Annotated in this window: 17 protein-coding genes and 2 pseudogenes; 7 read left to right on the plus strand and 12 right to left on the minus strand. The window is 56.7% G+C overall.

Going from position 1 to position 17,711, the window contains the following annotated elements; genetic code table 11:
• Positions 1 to 224: 224 nt before the first annotated feature.
• Genes DTW90_RS32760 through DTW90_RS32775 form a run of 4 tightly spaced genes read right to left on the minus strand, consistent with a single transcriptional unit; the run spans position 225 to position 5,133 of the window.
• The gene (locus DTW90_RS32760; protein ID WP_149343891.1) at positions 225 to 1,658 is read right to left on the minus strand and encodes an HlyD family efflux transporter periplasmic adaptor subunit; all 1,434 of its coding nucleotides are present in this window, start codon (positions 1,656 to 1,658) and stop codon (positions 225 to 227) included.
• A 3-nt stretch (positions 1,659 to 1,661) separates the two neighbouring features.
• Positions 1,662 to 3,194 carry a TolC family protein gene (locus DTW90_RS32765; protein WP_149343893.1) on the minus strand — a complete coding sequence of 511 codons (1,533 nt, stop codon included), beginning with the start codon at positions 3,192 to 3,194 and terminating at the stop codon, positions 1,662 to 1,664.
• A gap of 14 nt (positions 3,195 to 3,208) precedes the next feature.
• Entirely contained in the window at positions 3,209 to 4,414 is a 1,206-nt protein-coding gene (locus DTW90_RS32770; RefSeq protein WP_149343894.1) for an ABC transporter permease, read from the minus strand.
• On the minus strand, positions 4,411 to 5,133 hold the full coding sequence (locus DTW90_RS32775) for an ABC transporter ATP-binding protein (RefSeq protein ID WP_149343896.1): 723 nt from the start codon (positions 5,131 to 5,133) through the stop codon (positions 4,411 to 4,413). The genes DTW90_RS32770 and DTW90_RS32775 overlap by 4 nt, the downstream gene beginning before the upstream one ends.
• Positions 5,134 to 5,464: 331 nt before the next feature.
• Between DTW90_RS32775 and DTW90_RS32780 the strand changes: the two genes are divergently transcribed.
• Positions 5,465 to 5,935: a hypothetical protein gene (locus tag DTW90_RS32780; protein ID WP_149343897.1), complete on the plus strand. Its 471-nt coding sequence runs from the start codon at positions 5,465 to 5,467 to the stop codon at positions 5,933 to 5,935.
• A 108-nt stretch (positions 5,936 to 6,043) separates the two neighbouring features.
• On the plus strand, positions 6,044 to 6,847 hold the full coding sequence (locus tag DTW90_RS32785; protein ID WP_149343899.1) for a fimbria/pilus periplasmic chaperone: 804 nt from the start codon (positions 6,044 to 6,046) through the stop codon (positions 6,845 to 6,847).
• 14 nt (positions 6,848 to 6,861) lie between these two features.
• On the opposite strand, the gene DTW90_RS32790 is transcribed toward DTW90_RS32785, so the two are convergent.
• A complete protein-coding gene (locus DTW90_RS32790; protein WP_149343901.1) occupies positions 6,862 to 7,410 on the minus strand; it encodes a hypothetical protein in 549 nt (182 codons plus the stop codon).
• Positions 7,411 to 7,630: 220 nt separating this feature from the next.
• A pseudogene (locus DTW90_RS32795) lies at positions 7,631 to 7,922 on the minus strand (SDR family oxidoreductase); the annotation flags it as partial.
• 104 nt (positions 7,923 to 8,026) lie between these two features.
• Between DTW90_RS32795 and DTW90_RS32800 the strand changes: the two are divergent.
• The 3 genes from DTW90_RS32800 to DTW90_RS32810 all read left to right on the plus strand — a co-directional run bounded on the left by DTW90_RS32800 (position 8,027) and on the right by DTW90_RS32810 (position 10,490).
• Positions 8,027 to 8,290, plus strand: a complete 264-nt coding sequence (locus tag DTW90_RS32800; RefSeq protein WP_149343903.1) for a hypothetical protein — start codon at positions 8,027 to 8,029, stop codon at positions 8,288 to 8,290.
• 296 nt (positions 8,291 to 8,586) lie between these two features.
• Complete coding sequence (locus DTW90_RS32805) at positions 8,587 to 9,375, plus strand: alpha/beta hydrolase (protein WP_149343905.1); 789 nt, start codon at positions 8,587 to 8,589, stop codon at positions 9,373 to 9,375.
• 8 nt (positions 9,376 to 9,383) lie between these two features.
• On the plus strand, positions 9,384 to 10,490 hold the full coding sequence (locus tag DTW90_RS32810; RefSeq protein WP_149343907.1) for a PAS domain-containing sensor histidine kinase: 1,107 nt from the start codon (positions 9,384 to 9,386) through the stop codon (positions 10,488 to 10,490).
• Between the two features lie 73 nt (positions 10,491 to 10,563).
• Here DTW90_RS32810 and DTW90_RS38180 read toward each other — a convergent pair whose 3' ends face one another.
• The 5 genes from DTW90_RS38180 to DTW90_RS32835 all read right to left on the minus strand — a co-directional run bounded on the left by DTW90_RS38180 (position 10,564) and on the right by DTW90_RS32835 (position 14,419).
• Entirely contained in the window at positions 10,564 to 10,881 is a 318-nt protein-coding gene (locus tag DTW90_RS38180; protein WP_348642677.1) for a LysR substrate-binding domain-containing protein, read from the minus strand.
• A gap of 88 nt (positions 10,882 to 10,969) precedes the next feature.
• Positions 10,970 to 11,860, minus strand: a complete 891-nt coding sequence (locus tag DTW90_RS32820) for a transglutaminase family protein (RefSeq protein ID WP_149343909.1) — start codon at positions 11,858 to 11,860, stop codon at positions 10,970 to 10,972.
• 84 nt (positions 11,861 to 11,944) lie between these two features.
• A complete protein-coding gene (locus DTW90_RS32825) occupies positions 11,945 to 13,048 on the minus strand; it encodes a PHB depolymerase family esterase (protein WP_149343911.1) in 1,104 nt (367 codons plus the stop codon).
• 103 nt (positions 13,049 to 13,151) lie between these two features.
• Positions 13,152 to 14,201 carry a fatty acid desaturase gene (locus tag DTW90_RS32830; protein WP_149343913.1) on the minus strand — a complete coding sequence of 350 codons (1,050 nt, stop codon included), beginning with the start codon at positions 14,199 to 14,201 and terminating at the stop codon, positions 13,152 to 13,154.
• Positions 14,198 to 14,419 carry a DUF4167 domain-containing protein gene (locus DTW90_RS32835; protein WP_210251448.1) on the minus strand — a complete coding sequence of 74 codons (222 nt, stop codon included), beginning with the start codon at positions 14,417 to 14,419 and terminating at the stop codon, positions 14,198 to 14,200. The genes DTW90_RS32830 and DTW90_RS32835 overlap by 4 nt, the downstream gene beginning before the upstream one ends.
• Positions 14,420 to 15,134: 715 nt before the next feature.
• On the opposite strand from DTW90_RS32835, the gene DTW90_RS32840 reads away from it, so the two are divergent.
• A complete protein-coding gene (locus DTW90_RS32840) occupies positions 15,135 to 16,298 on the plus strand; it encodes a zinc-dependent alcohol dehydrogenase (RefSeq protein WP_149343915.1) in 1,164 nt (387 codons plus the stop codon).
• A 115-nt stretch (positions 16,299 to 16,413) separates the two neighbouring features.
• Positions 16,414 to 17,219 (plus strand): annotated as a pseudogene (locus tag DTW90_RS32845) (alpha/beta hydrolase).
• Positions 17,220 to 17,244: 25 nt separating this feature from the next.
• Here DTW90_RS32845 and DTW90_RS32850 read toward each other — a convergent pair.
• Positions 17,245 to 17,703, minus strand: coding sequence for a YetF domain-containing protein (locus tag DTW90_RS32850; RefSeq protein ID WP_149343917.1), 459 nt, complete (start codon positions 17,701 to 17,703; stop codon positions 17,245 to 17,247).
• Between the last annotated feature and the right edge of the window lie 8 nt (positions 17,704 to 17,711).

A 17,711-nucleotide genomic window follows, 5' to 3' on the forward strand; every position in this document is an offset into this window, starting at 1 on the left:
GATCGGGGTGTCGATCAGGCCGGGAGAGACGGCGTTCATTCATATTGGTCGACACGTTCACGGTTGTCGGTTCGACTCCCAACAAGAGCAATTGGCATCCAAAAGAACTATTTTCCGTCAACCGTAGACGAGGCCGCCTCGCTCGGCGCCGAATAGCAGTTGGCGTTCTCGACGCCTGATAGTCCAATAAATATTGTCGAAGTAGTCAAAGCTGCTTTTTGGCTTCAACTCGGAGAACGTGCCCCAGCCTTTCCCTCGACGCTGGGAGGTCCCCCCGGCTCACTGACAGCCTGCGACGACTTGTGCACGAGGACTTGATCGCCCGGCTCAAGTCCCGATCGGATCTCGATTCCTGATGGAAAGGTTGCGCCAAGTTGAACGGGGACCGTGTCCACAGTGCCGCCGTGTACGATGGATACCGACGCCCGGTCGGCAACTCCCCCGATCGCTTCGATTGGAACGACAATCATTGCCGGATTCGAAAAAGTCTGGATTGATATTCGAGCGGACATTCCGATCCGTATCGCCTGGCGTTGCGCTTCAGTTCGAGGTCTGAACGAAACGCGTACCTCGAACAAGGATTCTTGTCCGAAGCCCTGTTGTTGTATCGCCTCGGAGCTTACTGACGCTAACGTACCCGCCAGGCTTTCTCCGGGAATGGCGTCGCTTGCGATCGTCACAGGCTGTCCTACTTTGAGCTTATTGACGTCAAGCTCATCGACAGTGCCAGTCGCGACGAAGCTTGTTGTATCGGCGATTGCAAAAAGTGGTGTGCCGCGCCCGACCCGAGCGCCGGGCTCGATCGAAATCCGCTCGCCACTTTTATCCGCCGGCGGACTGGTCAACACTCCTGAGACAGCTGTTGCGATCTTCGCGCCTGCTAGCTGCTGTTTCAGCTCGTTGAGCTTATCGGCAGCATTGTCCAGATCGAGGTCGAGAAGCCGCCGGTTCTCTGCATCCCCACGTTCAAGGGTCGCGTCGAGATCTTGGCGATTGCCTTCGACTTGGGCTTGTTCGGCGTCGCGTTGCTGCGCAAGGCCGTCGTATTCATTTCGAGAAATGATCCCCTGGTCGAACAGCCCTTTGATGTCTTGAAGTTGACGATCGAGCGCGCCGAGGGTCGCTTCGGAGGCGTTCAAAGTCCGTTTCGCCCGAAGGACATCGGCGCTACTCTCCCATCGTTGCATGCTTTGAACGGCCATCTGCGCCTTTAAATATGCGGATTGTGCGGCCCGATACTCGCTCATGATATCGCTGGCATCGAGCGTCAACAGGAGGTCTCCGACCTTCACCGTGTCGCCGATCTGCGCTAGCCTCTCACTGATCATGCCGTCGAAAGGCGCGACCACTGCCACCGAGCGCGCTGGGCCGATTGTGCCAAGAATATTGAGTTCTGTTGAGATGGGTTGAGTTACCACGGTGAACAATTCGTCGTGGGTGGTGCTCGTTTGAGTTCTCTCTATTGTACCTCCACGGCCCCATTGAAAAAACCAAGCCGCGGAGCACGAACCCGCGACAATCACGGTGGCGGCTGCAGTCGCCAACCAACGGGCGCTGCGGCCACGCCCTGCATCTGTCGGCAAAATAGCTCTCTCGGAAGCGGGGGAGAGGTGCCGTTTTCCGCCGTCATCGTCTGTCGCAGCCAGGGGATTGGTCATCCGTCAATCCTTTAGGTCAATATGCCAAGTCGCAAGTGTCGTTCCCAGCTGAAGGTCGAGTTGGGTCAAGGCGTTCATGTAACCTATACGGGCGTCTAATAGTTGGCTCTCGCTGTCCCTGAGGTTGTCTTCCAGTGAGCGCACCTGAAATGTTGTCGATCGGCCGGCATTGAGTTTGGCCTTTTCGATCGTCACGGCCTGCAATGCAAGATCGCGCGACTTTTCCGCGACAGCGAGCTGTTGCCAAAGAAGGTCGACCTGGGAAGCTGTTCCTCGCACCTGCATCTCGATTCCAGAACGGATGGTTCCCAGCTGAACCTGTGCATCCTGGTAAGTGGTATTCGCATCGACCAGCTGCTGCTGACGGCTGAGATCGTTGATCGGGATTGCGAATTTCAAGCCTGCTGTAACGTCGCCGATTCTGTTTGAACCGGCCCCACCACTGTATTGGTTGCCCAACCGAGCTTGGGCAAAAAGCGAGACATCCCAAAGCTGTTGGTTCTTCGCCACAGTAATGCCAAGACGGTTCTGTTCGATCACGTACATCTGTCCGAGATAATCCTGCCGTTCGGCAAGTGCGATCGGCAGCAATTTGATGACGCTGGTGTTCGCCTTCTTCGGATCCAAATTTTCGACAGCGACTATTTTTGTACTGAGATCCACCGCTAGGAGATCGAGAAGAGCTAGCCGACTTGCTTCGACCGTTTGTCTAGCCTGCAAAACTCTGAGCTTCTGGCTTTCGATATCGGCTTGCGTTTGGACAGCATCCATCGGCGCCATCCTGCCGGCCGCGATTAGGGCGTCGTTCATTGCAAGCAGATCCTCCGCTCGATCGACGGAAGCCTGAGCAAGCTGCAATTCCTGTTGGGCCGCAAGAAGGGCGCGATGGGCAACGATGATGGAGGCAATTGTCTCCGATACGGTTGCTTTTAATTGCAATTTATTGACTAGCTCCTGGAGCCTGGCCGACTCGACCGGAGCCATGTTTACCTCGATACCGGCACCGCGAAGCAAGGGTTGTTCGATTCCTATTTGGGCGGCAGAACTAAAACTATTCGCGGAATCTTGCCAACCTGCAGCTGTATTCCAAGCGAAATCGAGTGTCGCCCCCGTCTTTGTCAAAAGCGAGACAGTGGGGGATACCTCAAGAGTCGAGGATTCAATACCGCCCACCTGTTGGTGGCTAACATCTCCAGAGACGCCAAATTGAGGGGTAAAGCGATCTTCGGCCACACGAAGCCCAAACCGCTGAGACACGCGGTCAATATAGGCGCTTTTGATTGCCCTGTTGTTCCTGAGACCGAGAAAAACGGCATCTTCCAGCGTTAGCTCTTTACCCGAAAACAGCACCGGTCCCGGCGGTGAAAGGGGGGACTGTGTTAATTCTGGTTGTGAAGCTGTTTGATCGGGCCGAGGAATTGGAATCGGAATCTGAGTGGCGCTGGCTGCTGTTCCCAAAACAAAGACGAAACTCGCGGACACGAGGCAGAGCAACGAGTATCGTTCTCGACTTTCACGATCAGGCAAAGGTGCCATTCGCTAAGTCTCCCTCAATCGGCCCGTAGCGCTGCGATCGGCTCTAGCCGAGCCGCCCGAGATGCCGGATAGATGCCGAAAAATAGGCCGACGACAATTGCCATCCCTATTCCTAGCGGAATAGCCGCAGGTGCTGGCTGAAATTGCCAGTCGGCACTGAGGGCAAAGATCCAACCCGCGATATAGCCGATTGCAATACCAATCACACTGCCGGCCAATGATAGCGCCAGAGCCTCGGTCAAAAACATCAACCGGATATCTTTCCGGCGGGCACCCAAGGCTTGTCTCAGCCCAATCTCCTGCCGCCGCTCCATAACGCTCATGAGCATAACATTCATGACGCCTACACCGCCCACAATCATCGAGACGGTTCCGATCCCGAGTAGCAGCACGGCGTATATTCTCATCTGGCCTTCGAGGCTTCGAATTATCTGCCGTGCAGTCTGAACATTGGCCGACCCGTTACGAAGGTGCCGTTCAAGATATTTTTTTGTGCGATCGGCAGAGAGACTATCGTCCACGCCTGGAGAAAGTCGACCCGCTATACTGGTGACTTCCGGATTGGAGATCATGCGGCGAGCAGCCTTGAAGGGAATGACGACCGAGCGGTTCATATCTAATCCCAATATCATGTTCGGCTCGGTAGGCGCCAGCAGGCCGATTATCGTGAGAACCTGGCCGCCTATAGTTACCGTATCCCCGACTTTCGTTGGCCTTCCGTGGGTTGTCTCGACCGCACTGGCAATATCGGAGCCAAGGACGGCAAAGGGTGCGAAATCATCCAGATCAGACGTAAAACGACCGGCTACGAGCCGGGTCTTCGTTAAGCTATATATATCCTGAGTCGCTCCCAATACTATAACCTGTAGTTGCGACTCGCCCTGTGGCAAGGAAAATCCGCCCTGCACTATCGCCGCTACATCGCTTAGGCCTGTTCCTGCTGACGGGAGAGATAAAATCGTCTCGAGCCCCGGTCGTTTGCTCTCTGCCGCGCCGCCTGTTTGAAATGTGATCGAGACTAGATCCACCCCAAGGCTTTCAAATTGACGAAGCGCTTCCAGCTTCGCATCATAGCCGACGTGCGACATGGCAATAACCGCAGCTGTCCCGATCGCGACTCCGATCAACGCAAGGATGGATCTCGCTTTTGGCGCACCGACACCTTTTAACGTTTCGCAAACGATCTCCCATGAAACGCTTCTTCCAGTGTGCGAGATCACGAAACATATCTCCGCAATTCACCGCGATTATCATCGAAAATATTGCCGTCGCGCATGACGATTCTGCGCGGGCAGCGCGCAGCGACCGTTGGGTCGTGGGTGATAATGATTGTGGTTGTACCGAGTGTCGCGTTCAGCGCCAAAAACAGACTTAAAATCTCGTTGGCGGATTGGGTATCAAGGTTGCCAGTAGGCTCATCAGCCAACAGCAGGGAAGGTTGGGTGATAAGAGCGCGCGCTATGGCTACACGCTGCCGCTGGCCTCCGGATAGCATGTCTGGTTTGTGCATTAGTCTCGATTCAAGCCCAACCTCCCGAAGGACTTGGCGAGCTCTGGCTCGGCGAGCGGATAGGCTAACACCGCAATAAATCAAAGGAAGTGCAACGTTGTCCACCGCGGTCAACCGCGGCAAAAGATGGAAAGATTGGAAAACGAAGCCGATAACGCTGTTGCGCATGTTTGCGGCATCATCGGCACTCAGTGAAGAAGTTGCTCTGCCAGCAATTTCGATTTCGCCGGCGCTGGGCCGGTCTAGAAGGCCAATGAGATTCATCAGAGTTGTTTTTCCAGAACCAGAAGGACCTGTGATGGCACAAAGCTCCCTCGCGCCTATCGAAAGCGTAAGGTTCCGCAACACTGGGACGGATAAACCATTTCCGGAATAGATCTTTGAAAGCGAACGGATATTCAGCAACGGGGCAGCCTCGGTGGGAGCCATGATTTTGCCCGCAAACTCATCCAGCGAACTCCAGCTGTCAGCCTAAACCTCTATCCTAACTGGGCGAAGAGAATAGGCTCCGATTTAAACACAACGCAAGAACGAAATTATCGCGTAATCTAATACCTCATAGTCGTCCGGAAAACGTGTGCATCATCTCGACACATCATTCATCGATTGTAAGTTACAATCAATACGACAAATTGTGATTTATAAATTTCATAATTTCCTACTTGTGCTTGTTTTTCAACGTCGCTAACAATTGCAACCGCAAGTGACAATACAAGCCCTTCTAAGTGAGACTGCAAATTCAAATTTGAGGAGAATTGAAATGCGGAAATTACTTTCTTCGATTGCGGCCTTAGCTTTTGTTGCAGCCGCAATGGCGACCCCAGCATTGGCCTCGAGCGGCTCGTGGAATTCTTCGGGGACTGAGCCCTCGATCTTCCAGTCCAATTTCTGGTATTCTGCAAGTCCTATTGCAGCGTTGGCTGGCACTCCCAGCACCGCCCTCGTATCGACCGTCACTTTTTCGGGCGGCTACACTGCCCCCCCATTCAACCCGAACAATCCAAGCTATACCTTGAATACAATCGCTTGCGTTGCCACCGTTGGAAGCAACGCTGGCAAGTGCGGTCAAGTCGTGGGTGCGTCCGATTCGAATGATACGTTCTGGTCGGGCAAATCTGCAACGGCGAGCTGGACGTTTGAATACAATGCAGTCAGCTCTACAACTAAGACATTTGTCAGCTCACCTACCCCGAGCTCTCTCATTCATCTCTCCGTAAATTACACGTTCTGATTTTGGATTTTCGTTGGCCGGGAAGATTATCTAGCGGCCAGTGGCGGCATCTGAAGCGGTTAAACCTGCTTCAGATGCTTTGGAGGGGCCAACTTCAGCGAGGAATTTATGCCCGATTCTTCTCGCTCTACGTTTGTCGTGTTCGCGTTCCTGGCTTTCGTCTCGAAAGAGACTGCCCAAGCTGACCCTTTGTTTGACCCAACGACATTTTACTTGAGTGATAGCGAACCTAAGGCGACACTTCGAATATTTAACAATGAAGATTTTCCAATTCAATGGACTGCGAACCTGGTAAGGTGGCGATCAGATGAAGAGGGCAATGATAACCTTCAACAGACAGACGAGATCGCAATTGAGCCTAGTCTTATAGAACTGCTGCCTCATGCAGGCGGCGCCTTGGAAATTGAAGCGACTAAAAATCTTCAGGATGATGTGGAGGGAACATACCGCGTCATCATGACTTCCAGCGAGATAAGGAACGGCCAGGTCGCTGTTACCTACAGTTACAGTCTGCCAATCTTTATAAGGCCGAAGGTTTTAATCGAACGGAGGCCAAATCTGTCGCTTCGAACGATGCCCGGCGAATTAAGATTGACTGTCCATAACGACAGTAACGTTCATGAGTTTGTAGACTCGGTAAATGTTGAGGGCTATAGCTTCGCTGGGCTTAAAATATTCAATGTAGATCAAAGCGGCATGTACATACTTCCGCAAAGTGACAGAACCTACACTTTGGCCGTATCAGAACAAGATTGCGCCAAGATGTCTGGTATCGCCTGGAAAATCGAACTTCGTAACAAGGATGTCCTTAGCGAGGACCATCCGGTAAGTATGACCTGCCGGATCGGATCGCCAGAAACCGGCTTTAAAAAGGCCGGCTCAGTGGCGAGGGCGGTTCCAAAGCCTGATTGACTTGGGTCGATCGGTCAAATGGTGCTTCCGCTAGGAGTGCCCTGAGAATCCAGAATATCGAGCGCTTTGTTGATAGCACTGTAGTTGTCGACGGTCATACCATGTGCGACAACCGCTCGCAGTTGATCAGCGGTGATATCGCCCGTGACAGGAATAGCCGGGGATCCGAGCTCGCCGGTCCCCGTCGTGCGAAGCGCATACAACGCTATCTGAAGATCGCCACTGTCAATTCCGTTTCCACCGACCAGTTCACCGTTTGTGTATGTGGAGCCCGTCGCATCCGTTATTAGCTTGATATCGGATGGCGAAAGGCTATCCAAGATGTTCTTAGCGTGACCGCTTGATGAAGTTGAGGTGTCACCGTCGCTGTTTAGTGCATTTGCCACCAAGGCGGACTGCAAGCCGGTTTGTGCGCTTCCAGGACTGAAATCACCACCTATGTCGCGCTGGATGGACGATGGGGTTTGCTGCTTGTCATCGCCGGCCGGATACTGTGTATCATCGAGCACTGTTCGCAGCTGGGTGGGAATTCGAAAATTGTAAACGGATGTAGACACTTGCATTCGGCCAATCCCTATTTGGTTAATAATTAACTACAGGTTGCAGGTTTTAACTTGCGCGAACCTGATGTCCGTCTTGTTTTTATTTCGTTGTCCGGTGGGTAAAGTCCCGCGATATGGCCAGAGGGCGGGTTGGCGGTTCGACTCCCATCAAGAGCACGTAACTAGTCCCGCTTCGAGGAACCGCAGCAGTTTGACGGCGGCCGAAGCCGCCCTGCCGGAACTATACCTGTCCCTCGCCGCCATTGGCAAAGATCTCGGCGCCATTGCCGAATCTCGGCTCATCCGTCGCAAGGAATCGCGCAATCTTTGCGATCTCTTCGGGTTCGTTGAGGCGGCCAAGCCGAACGGTCCAAGCGAGGTAATCCAGAAGACCGTGTTGCTGCGCCTTATCATCACCGGCGAGTTCCACCAGTCCCGTCGTGTGGATCGGCCTTGGCGAGACGTTTGACCCTGACGCCTGTAGTCTTGAGGTCGAGGATCCAGGAGCGTGCTAGGTCGCGCACGGTGGCCTTTTCGATGGACGCGCTGTGCCCTGCAGCCCCAGAGTCGGACGAACTCTGGAGCTGCAGCGCGCTTCAAGAGGCGACCTGGACTAGATCACGCGGCCAAGGAATTCGTGGAAGCGGCCGGCGATCTCGCTACCCTTGTCGGCAAGGGCACAGTGGCCGCTGTCGAGCAGATGCAGCTCTACCTTGGGGAGGACACTGAGATACTTCTGCTGGTTGTCACCGTTGAACAGGAGATCATTCTTGCCGGTTACGATGAGCGTGGGCGGCTGCTGGGCCTTCAGAAAATTCCGGGCGTTCTGAAGAACCGGGCCGTTCGTGCGGATATCGTGATCAATGCGGTGCGTGGAAGCGCAGATGTCGGCGGCACATAGCGTCCCATAATAGTGATATATTTCAAGGACGTCTGCCAGCCATCCGGCGCGGGTGAATCAGAAGAAACCTGCATTCCGTCTGATCGTCGATGCCCTTCGCTATCGAGCCATGTGACTATCTCTACCTGAAAGCCGCGACCGCGTGGCGCGCCGCTGGACAGAGTCCCGGTCGTTGCGTCGAAAGGTCCTCTGTCAGGCTCCGTCGACATAAGTAGACGCTGGTCTTAAAGTGCAATAAGGTACAACACCTTTCCATCCACAGGCGTGGTGGCGAGAACTCTCGTTTGGAAAGCACATTGTCAGCCGTCACCCGAAATAACGTAAAAGTCTCCGGTGCGGGCGACCGCACAATGCTGTTCGCCCACGGGTTCGGATGCGACCAGGCCATGTGGCGCTTTGTGGCGCCGCACTTCGAGCAGAGGTTCAAGGTCGCCACGATGGACCATGTCGGCGCCGGCGGATCCGACCTTGGCGCCTACGACGCGGAGAAATACGCCTCACTTGATGGCTATGCGACCGACATCGTTGATATCGGCCGCGAACTTGGTATCCGGAACGGGATATTTGTCGGGCACTCGGTCAGTGCGATGATTGGCGTTCTGGCTTCCATCAAGGCTCCCGAGATTTTCGGGACACTGATCATGGTCGGCCCTTCGCCGCGCTACATAGACGATGGCGATTACCTCGGGGGTTTCGGTGCATCAGACATCGATGAGCTCCTGGCGTCATTCGCGGACAATCCGCTCGCCTGGTCGGCGGCTATGGCCCCGGCGATCATGGGTAATGCCGATCGGCCTGAACTCGGCCAAGAGCTGACCCAAAGCTTCTGCCGGACCGATCCGCAAATCGCACTCCAGTTTGCACGCGCGACGTTCACGTCCGACAACCGCGCGGATCTGCCGAGAGTCACGGCTCGCACATTGATCCTGCAATGCCGGGATGACATCATCGCGGGCGAACATGTCGGCGCGTATGTTCGAGATCATGTCGCCGGCAGCACGCTTGTCCTTCTCGACGCGACCGGACATTGCCCCAACCTCAGCGCGCCGGCGGAGGTCACCAGGGCGATCATGGAATTTGTCTGAAACACTGGATGACAGAGAAAAAAGCGGACCTGGACTATAAGCAACTATTCGACGACGCACCGTGCGGCTACCTGCTGGTCGACACCGGTGGGGTCATCGTCGGCGCAAACGCCTGGATGTCGACGGTGCTGGGATATCCGGCGGGCGGTCTCGATGGCAAACGTCTGCGCGACATTTTCAGCATCGCCGCCCGCATTCTGTATGAAACCAACCTTGCGCCGCTCCTGAAGCTGCAGCAGGCCGTCAGCGAAGTCACACTCGATCTGAAGAGAGTCGATGGCACCGCGGTTCCGGTTATCATGGCAGCCTCTTCGGCCCCAAATAGCTCGGGGCTTGAGGACATGACCCGCATCGCGTTCGTGCATGCGGGAGAACGCCGACTGTATGAACGGCAACTCGTCAGTGCGCGTGACAGCGCCGAAAAGGACCTTGCGCAGCAGCAGTCGGACGGGGTTCTGCGAGAACAGTTCATCGCCATCCTCGGCCACGACCTTCGAAATCCGCTGGCGTCCATATCCGCGGCAGCGCGCATACTGGGCAAGGAAACACTGAGCGATCGCAGCCGGCAGGTGATCGCGCTGATGCAGGGCAGCGCGCTCAGGATGTCCGGCCTCATTGACAACGTGCTGGATTTCACGCGCGCCCGCCTCGGCGGCGGGATCGGTGTGGAATTGCATCCAGAGCAGGCCCTCGAGCCGCTGCTCGATCAGGTCGTGCAGGAATTGCGGGCATCAAATCCCGCGCACGAAATCGTGGCGACCTACGACGTCACGCAGCCGGTCAAATGCGATGCCTCGAAAATCGGGCAACTGGTTTCGAACCTGCTCGGAAATGCCTTGACGCACGGCGACAGGGCTACCCCCATACACTTCCACGCAGAAACGACGGATAGCGGCCTTTTCCGCGTATGGATCGCAAACGGTGGTCCGTCGATCCCGGAGGAGGTCATACCAAAGCTGTTCGATCCCTTCGCTCGGGGAGAATCGCACGGCTATAAAGAGGGGCTTGGCCTTGGCCTCTTCATAGCAAGCGAGATCGCCAAGGCACATGGCGGCACTTTAGTGGTGAGGTCGTCGGAGGGCGAGACCAGGTTCACCTTCGAAATGACGATCTGATAAGAATTCCCCGATGGACGTGTGCAGAGGCTATTCCGTCTGCAGCGCTCGGGTAACGGCCGCGATGACCTGCTCAGCGACGCCGGTTTTCCGAAAGCTCAAGCGCGCGGGGGCGGCACTGATGAGCTGTAACGAAAAGCCTCAAGAATGTCACAGATGGCTGAAACCAATTTGATCGGACCCAGTTACCCGGTCCCATGCCCCCTACCTCTCCAAGTTTACCTTTGGTGGCCAGGTCCACCCGCACCTGGGGGTAGCGCTGCAGGAACGACAGGATGAGCGGTTCCATTACCTCGCGCGCCGCCGACGCAAACGCGTTGATACGCAATGTACCGGAGGGGATCTCCTGAAGCGACTGTGCCCCGAGCATTGCGTCGTGGATGTCGGTCATTGTCGGCCCAATCCGCTCGAGGTTCCAATTTCTTCAAGAGCGGGGGAGCTCAAAAACGCGAGAATTGAGCCACCTCAATCCAACCGCTCTAGCGCCGCGCGGCTTGAGCCGAGTCGATTGCTTTGACCTCTACCGCCACGTTCATCGACAGAAAGGCGTCCGTCGCGCCCACGAAACTCCCGGAAATCGGAACGGCGTGGGCGATGTCGCGGGTTACAGCGACCGGGACCAGGTTGGCGCCCCCCATGCTGCGGTTCGTTGGATCGAATGTGATCCAGCCTGCGCCCGGAACGAAGACCTCTGCCCAGGCATGCGTCGATCCATCGTCGGTCGATCCGGTGACTTTTCCGTCCGGATTGAACAGATAGCCTGAAACAATCCGTGCGCCGAACCCCAGGCTGCGTACCGTCTCCACGAACAAAACTGCAAAGTCCCGGCAGGAGCCCCAGCCCCGATCAAGGGTGCTCAGCGGCGCCTGTGTGCCTTCCTCTTCCCGGCTCTGGTAAGACATAGACGTCGCGATTCCCAGACTAATATCCTTGAGGAGGGACAATGTGTCTGTCGGCGTGCTGGCGACAAAGCCGCGCGCCCATGTTGCAAGCTGCTGCTCGACATCATCATACTGTTGAACGGTCAGCGCTCCGAGGTCAGTCCAGTCGTTGTCGACGTACAGGAACGGATAGCTGATCGCATATGCGGCGATGTCGAACACGGGCCAGGCTGACGCCGTCAGATCGACGGTCGCCGAACTGTCCACCACGAGGCTGTCGCTGCGGGTCGGGAACGTCGCCGAAGCAATCGCATTGCCGAACACGTCGTTCGACCAGCTCAGTTCAGCCTCAGGAGACGTCGATATGTCATGGCTCAGCAGCCTCAGCTCGCGGCCCTCACGCGGCCTGAGCATAAGCCGGTGCGGAGATAGCGACACGTTCTCTCGAAAACTGTAGGTCGTGCGGTGATGAATGTTGAGCATAGGCATCGGAAAGACCCTTCAAGGCTATTGGCGGAGCCGACCGCCGCTTGTTTTATAAGAGCGCACCTCCCGCGCGCCTCGCCGGTCGAGTTACCGCATCAGCCCGGCCGCGCGCAGCGCATCGTTGATAACCTTGCTAACGCCTCGATCGTCTCGACCTTCGACGTTGCGGACGAAGTCTGGTTTTGCATATGCCATTGCCTTGGTGATAACAGCCTCAATTCCTGACGGTGCCGAGCTGCGCTCCGCGCCAGGCTCGAATACGCCTTCGGCTATGGCGACATCGGCCTCGTCGGCCAGGCCCCAGGACCTGGCGATACGTGCGGTCGAAGAAATTCCTGCCTCCAGCATGAATTGTCCGGAGGTGCCCAAGGGAGCTTTGGCTGTAAACGACAGGGGAACACCATGCCCCATGCCTTTGATGAGATTGACCTCGATGACTTCTTTGCCGCTTTCATCGAGCCAGATTTTACGACTGTGGCCATTGATGGTCGCGATGACGTCCGGTGCGTCGGAGATCTGATGGGAGCCGACCCACTGAAGGGCAATTTGTTTGGCATTGATTGGCTTGACTGTCTCGTCATGCGTCCCGTGCCAGACGGAGATGCTTGGCCAAGGACCCCAGCCGGACGCTGCGGTCTTAGGGGCCGCCTGCAGCTGGCTGACCATCGGGGCGTTCTGGCCGCGCATCCGTTCGAAAGCCTGCCCCACGCCTGAAGCGGTTCCATAAGGAAGCCCACCGATTATCGCGCCGCCCGCGAACAATTCGGGATAGGTCGCTAGCATGACGTTCGCCATGGCCCCTCCGGCCGACAGTTCGGTGATGAAGACCCGTCCGGGATCGATCCCGTGCGACTCGACCACGTGCTCGATCATCTCCCGGATTGAAAGAGCTTCACCCGCATCGCGCTGGATGTCGCCCGGCTCGAACCAGTTGAAACAAAGATTGGCGTTATTGGCGCGCTGCTGCTCCGGATAGAGGATCGCAAATCCCTTCTCTTCCGCCAACTTCGACCAACCCGATCCGTGGTCGTAGATTGCTGCATTCTGCGTGCATCCATGCAGGACGACGACAAGCGGCGTTTTGGGAGCAAGGATGGTCGGCAAATAAAGCCAGCATTTCAGCGAGCCGGGGTTCGAACCAAAGTTTTTCAGCTCGCTCAGTTGGCGTGAATTCGTGTGGTGCGTAAACATCTGTCTCCTGTGCCCGTCATGGGCACGAGGATCGTAAATGGGTACGAATGCTGCGCTGCACAAATCCATTCGTGAGGTCGCTCTGATAAATGTCAGAAAGGTCTCAGGGAACTCGCTTGACGGGCGATGCGATACTGGCCGCCTCGCGAAACGAAATCAACCTCCGGCTTCCTTCGTCCCAAAGAACCAGCTTCACGCATTGCAGGCTCTGCCAGAGCGTTATCCTGCCGATTTCGCCGAGTTGCGGGTGGTTTCGAAGGACCTCCGGCAGGCGATAGTAGGGAACCTTGCTAGAGAGGTGGTGCACGTGGTGGATGCCGATATTGCCAGTCAACCAGCGCAAAGGAGGCGGCAGAACATAGTGCGAGGCACCGTGCAAGGCGGCCTTTGGAAACTGCCATTCCGGCTCTTTCGACCAGTGCGTCTCCTCGAATTGATGCTGCACGTAGAAAAGCCAGACGCCGATAGACCCCGCCAGAAGGACGATCGGCAGATGAACGACGAGAAAGGAGACGGGGCCGATCGCCCAGATCAGCAGTGCTGCGATCGCCACGACCGCGACGTTGGTGGCCATCGTCGACATCCAAGGAAGGACGCCGTCGCGCATCATGCCCATCGGCAGGCGTTGCTGAAACAGGAAAAGCCAGGCCGGGCCTATTCCAAACATCACCAGCGGATGCCGATATAGGCGATATCCAATCCGTCCCCACCGGGACCGACCGTAATATTCCGTCACGGTGAGAGTGGTGATGTCACCGACGCCGCGCTCATCGAGATTGCCGGCTGTGGCGTGGTGTGCGGCGTGCGCCCTGCGCCAATAGTCATAAGGGGTCAGGGTCAGGACGCCGAGAACACGGCCCGTCCAATCATCGAAGCGCCGTCGGGCGAAGAAGGAGCCGTGGCCGCAATCGTGCTGGATCATGAACAGGCGCAGCAGGAACCCGGCAGCCGGGATAATCAGGACCAACCCCCACCAGAATCCGGAATGGATCGCCAACCAGGTCAGTGTCCAGAAGGCGGCGAAAGGGACGACCGTGACCGCCAGCTCGAACACGCTGCGGCCTCCATGCGGGGTGCGATAGTTCGCGAGAATCTTCAGCCAGGCTTTTTCATCCGAGCTTTCAGGAGTGGGGCACGTCGCTCTTGCGTTCATTGTTGCTGGCCGGCTTTCTGAAGGGCCGCCGTGCGATAAAAGTGTTCGGCGTGTTGATAGAGGTTTTCCGCCTCGATCCGGTCGCCAGCTTGGGCTGTTTCCCGCGCCAGAAGGATGTACTGCTCATATCGCCTCGTTAGGCTCTGCGAACTCGGATCAGTGCTGGCCCGTGCAGGCCTTCTGGTGGAAGGGCGGGGATTTCTGTGTGGTGAATTCAAAAGAACAATTCAAGCCGTCATAAGGCTTGCTCCGTAACATCGTGATTTCGGGAATGATTGACCGCGACCATTGCAGGCTCGTTAGCCAATGGTATCGCCGCCTCGGCGCGGCATCGCAGTATGATGTATATCCCAGCATTGCGGCCGTTTGATGTTGTCTAGTAGCCCTAGTCCGCGGCCAAGGGCTAACCAGCCTTAAGAGAAAGCGCCCTAAGTCGGGGCGCCGATCTTTCGCGAAATGAGACCTGTCCGCGCCTTTGGGACGGCATCAATGTCGTAGCATCTGCAACCGCTATGTGTGCGTAAGGCAAGGTCGGCAGGTCTCTGCATTGAAGATCCACCTCGCCCAAGTCATCGGATCTCCAGGCAGGGGAGGTAGGTGTCTGCGGCCACTCAAGGTCAGTGGGATATCGATCACCGGCCCACGCAGAGTCGCCTGCAAAGCTTCTTCATGCCGAACGGGTCGACGGATGTCGTGCCCAAGACAATGCAAAACGTTCGACGGCCCTCGCCTCTACGAGAACGCCTGCATCGAATAAACACCTAAATGCTCGTCCCTAGACGCGCGCGCGCCGGCAGGAGGATCGAAAACTTCGCAACAACGGCGCGCTTTGAGAGTTTCGCTCTGACGGACCCCGACACGAGCCCGTGATGTGGCTCGCCATAAACTTCACTCAGCGAACCGACTTGGAACAGCACCGCAAAGGAGAATGACATGAAAGCTTTGACCTGGCACGGAAGCGGGGACATTCGCTGTGAAGAGGTGGACGACCCGATTATCCAGGATGACCGAGACGCGATCATCAAAGTGACGAGCTGCGCGATCTGCGGCTCCGACCTGCATCTCTATGGCGGCTTCGTACCCGGCATGCATGCGGGCGACGTCATGGGCCATGAAACCATGGGCGAGGTCGTCGAAGTGGGCCGTGGCAACTCGAAGCTCAAGATCGGTGACCGCATCGTCGTTCCGTTCACCATCTCCTGCGGCGAATGCTCGATGTGCAAGCGCAGCCTGTTCTCCTTGTGCCAGCGCTCGAATCCTTCGGGCGCGAAACAGGCCGAGCAAATCGGCTATCCGACAGCCGGACTGTTTGGGTACTCGGATATGTACGGTCGCTTTCCGGGCGGTCAGGCTCAGTATCTCCGCGTACCCTTCGCCGACGTCGGGCCGATCAAAGTTCCGGACGCTCTGAGCGACGAGCAGGTGCTGTTCCTGAGCGACATCTTCCCAACCGGCTATATGGCCGCGGAGAATTGCGACATCCAACAGGGCCAGACCATCGCGGTCTTCGGCTGCGGCCCGGTGGGCCTGTTTGCGATCAAGTCCGCGTTCCTTCTTGGGGCCGAACGTGTCATCGCCATTGATACCGTTCCGGAACGTATTGCACTGGCCCGCGCGGCGGGGGCGGAGACACTCGACTACACCGACGAGGACCTGCAGAAGAAAATCGTCGAGATGACCGGCGGGAACGGTCCCGATGCTGTCATCGAGGCTGTCGGGATGGAAAGCCATGGGGCCGGCGGCATGATGGAAACCATGCAGACGAAGCTCACCTCGACGGAACGGCCCTACGCCTTGAGCCAGGCGATCCTTGCCTGCCGTCCGGGTGGAACCGTCTCGCTTCCGGGCGTCTTCGTCGGACCGGCGGTCCCCGCGCCCCTGGGAGCTTTCGTGGGCAAGGGTCTAACGTTGAAGACCGGGCAGACGCACGTGCAGCGCTATCTCGAACCGCTAATGAAGCTAATTATGGAAGGCAAGATCGACCCCTCATTCCTGGTCACCCATCGCATTGGCCTGGACGAAGGTCCCGCTGCCTACAAAAAATTCCGAGACAAGGAAGACGGTTGCGTAAAGGTCGTCATCCGGCCCAACGGCTAGGGCGTCACTTCAACCCCGTGGGCGGCGAAACGTGGCCGCCTACGATTCCAATCAGGACAGCAACTTGGCGTTCAGGGTCTTCGAACCGCGAACGAAACATGTCGAAGCTGGTGACATGCGGCTTCGCATCGGCGGCGATGGTCCGCCCATCCTTTTGCTTCACAGCCATCCGCGCACGCATATGACCTGGGGTAGGGTGGCCCATAATGCTTTCTCCTTCGTTTACGGTCGTCTGCCCGGATCACCCCGGTTTCGGACAATCCTATGTACCTAACCCGACAGTCGCCACTCGTCTAAATAGGCCAAGGCAGCGGCATTGGTGGAATTGATGAGCCGATTGGGGCATGACGAGTCTTCCTCGTCGGCCACGACTGCGGGAGCCTGACGGCATTTCGTACGGCGATGGAATATCCGGAGGCTGTGAGGAAGCTGATCCTCGACGATAGCCTCCCAGTCCTTGAACACCTGGAACGAGCCGACTGGAAGTGTGCACGAGACTGGTATCATTGGTTTTTCTTTGCCCAGTCTTACAAATCCGAACGCCTGATCTCGGCCGACCCGGAAGGATGGTACGACAAGCTTTCGCCGGACCTCATGGGCAAAGAAGCCTATGCGGATATCTTTGAGGGGATTCATCGCCCGGAGATCGTCCACGGCATAATCGAGGACTACCGCGCGGGGGGTTCGCATCGACCACCTTTATGACAAGGTGGATCGCGACGCCGGCCGGAAGATTAAGTGTCCGATGCTCTGCCTGTGGTCGCTTCGAATGATCTTGAACAGATTTATGGCGACCCGGTCGCAATCTGGAGGAGTTGGGCGAGCGACGTGATCGGATACGAGATCGACAGCGGCCATCATGTGGCCGAGCAGAATCCAGTCGACCTTGCGAAAGCGGTTACCAGCTTCACAGTGACTTAATCGCGGAAAGCGATGAAGCACATGTCTAAGACTTTGTAAGATCAGGCTTCTTGATGATGCTTATTGCACCGCTGACCTCAAGAATGGCGAATTTAATCTCCTTCACCGACTCTATCCCTTCCTGGCCGCGGGCTGCTTCCATTACGTCCTCCCTATCCAAGCGGCATCCACGCATTGCGTTGCTGTCGAACATGCCATCGATGACCAGAATGGTCGGCACCCCGTCCATCACATGACCGACGCGTGGCCACCACCGCTTCAGGTAGGACAGCCCAATGTCCGTCGCAAAGAGGGTCAGGATCAGCAGCACGGCATTGGTGATCGAGAAATCGTCGCCGAGCATCGCCTGCTGCGTCGTCTCGGAAATAACGAGCACGATCACCAGATCGAAGGGGGTCATCTGAGCGAGTGTCCGTCGACCGGATAATCGGATAATGAAGAGGAGCACGAAATAGATTGCGAGCCCGCGAACGACGGCGTCCATGATGTCTC

Source organism: Neorhizobium sp. P12A (assembly GCF_008365395.1).
Taxonomy (GTDB): domain Bacteria; phylum Pseudomonadota; class Alphaproteobacteria; order Rhizobiales; family Rhizobiaceae; genus Rhizobium.

What these genes read in the sequence shown, in the direction of transcription:
- DTW90_RS32830 (WP_149343913.1), bottom strand. Translation starts at nt 14,201, where the DNA reads ATGAACGCAAGAGCGACGTGCCCCACTCCTGAAAGCTCGGATGAAAAA.
- DTW90_RS32780 (WP_149343897.1), top strand. Translation starts at nt 5,465, where the DNA reads ATGCGGAAATTACTTTCTTCGATTGCGGCCTTAGCTTTTGTTGCAGCC.
- DTW90_RS32785 (WP_149343899.1), top strand. Translation starts at nt 6,044, where the DNA reads ATGCCCGATTCTTCTCGCTCTACGTTTGTCGTGTTCGCGTTCCTGGCT.
- DTW90_RS32810 (WP_149343907.1), top strand. Translation starts at nt 9,384, where the DNA reads ATGACAGAGAAAAAAGCGGACCTGGACTATAAGCAACTATTCGACGAC.
- DTW90_RS32820 (WP_149343909.1), bottom strand. Translation starts at nt 11,860, where the DNA reads ATGCCTATGCTCAACATTCATCACCGCACGACCTACAGTTTTCGAGAG.
- DTW90_RS32775 (WP_149343896.1), bottom strand. Translation starts at nt 5,133, where the DNA reads ATGGCTCCCACCGAGGCTGCCCCGTTGCTGAATATCCGTTCGCTTTCA.
- DTW90_RS32765 (WP_149343893.1), bottom strand. Translation starts at nt 3,194, where the DNA reads ATGGCACCTTTGCCTGATCGTGAAAGTCGAGAACGATACTCGTTGCTC.
- DTW90_RS32760 (WP_149343891.1), bottom strand. Translation starts at nt 1,658, where the DNA reads ATGACCAATCCCCTGGCTGCGACAGACGATGACGGCGGAAAACGGCAC.
- DTW90_RS32790 (WP_149343901.1), bottom strand. Translation starts at nt 7,410, where the DNA reads ATGCAAGTGTCTACATCCGTTTACAATTTTCGAATTCCCACCCAGCTG.
- DTW90_RS38180 (WP_348642677.1), bottom strand. Translation starts at nt 10,881, where the DNA reads ATGACCGACATCCACGACGCAATGCTCGGGGCACAGTCGCTTCAGGAG.
- DTW90_RS32850 (WP_149343917.1), bottom strand. Translation starts at nt 17,703, where the DNA reads ATGGACGCCGTCGTTCGCGGGCTCGCAATCTATTTCGTGCTCCTCTTC.
- DTW90_RS32825 (WP_149343911.1), bottom strand. Translation starts at nt 13,048, where the DNA reads ATGTTTACGCACCACACGAATTCACGCCAACTGAGCGAGCTGAAAAAC.
- DTW90_RS32840 (WP_149343915.1), top strand. Translation starts at nt 15,135, where the DNA reads ATGAAAGCTTTGACCTGGCACGGAAGCGGGGACATTCGCTGTGAAGAG.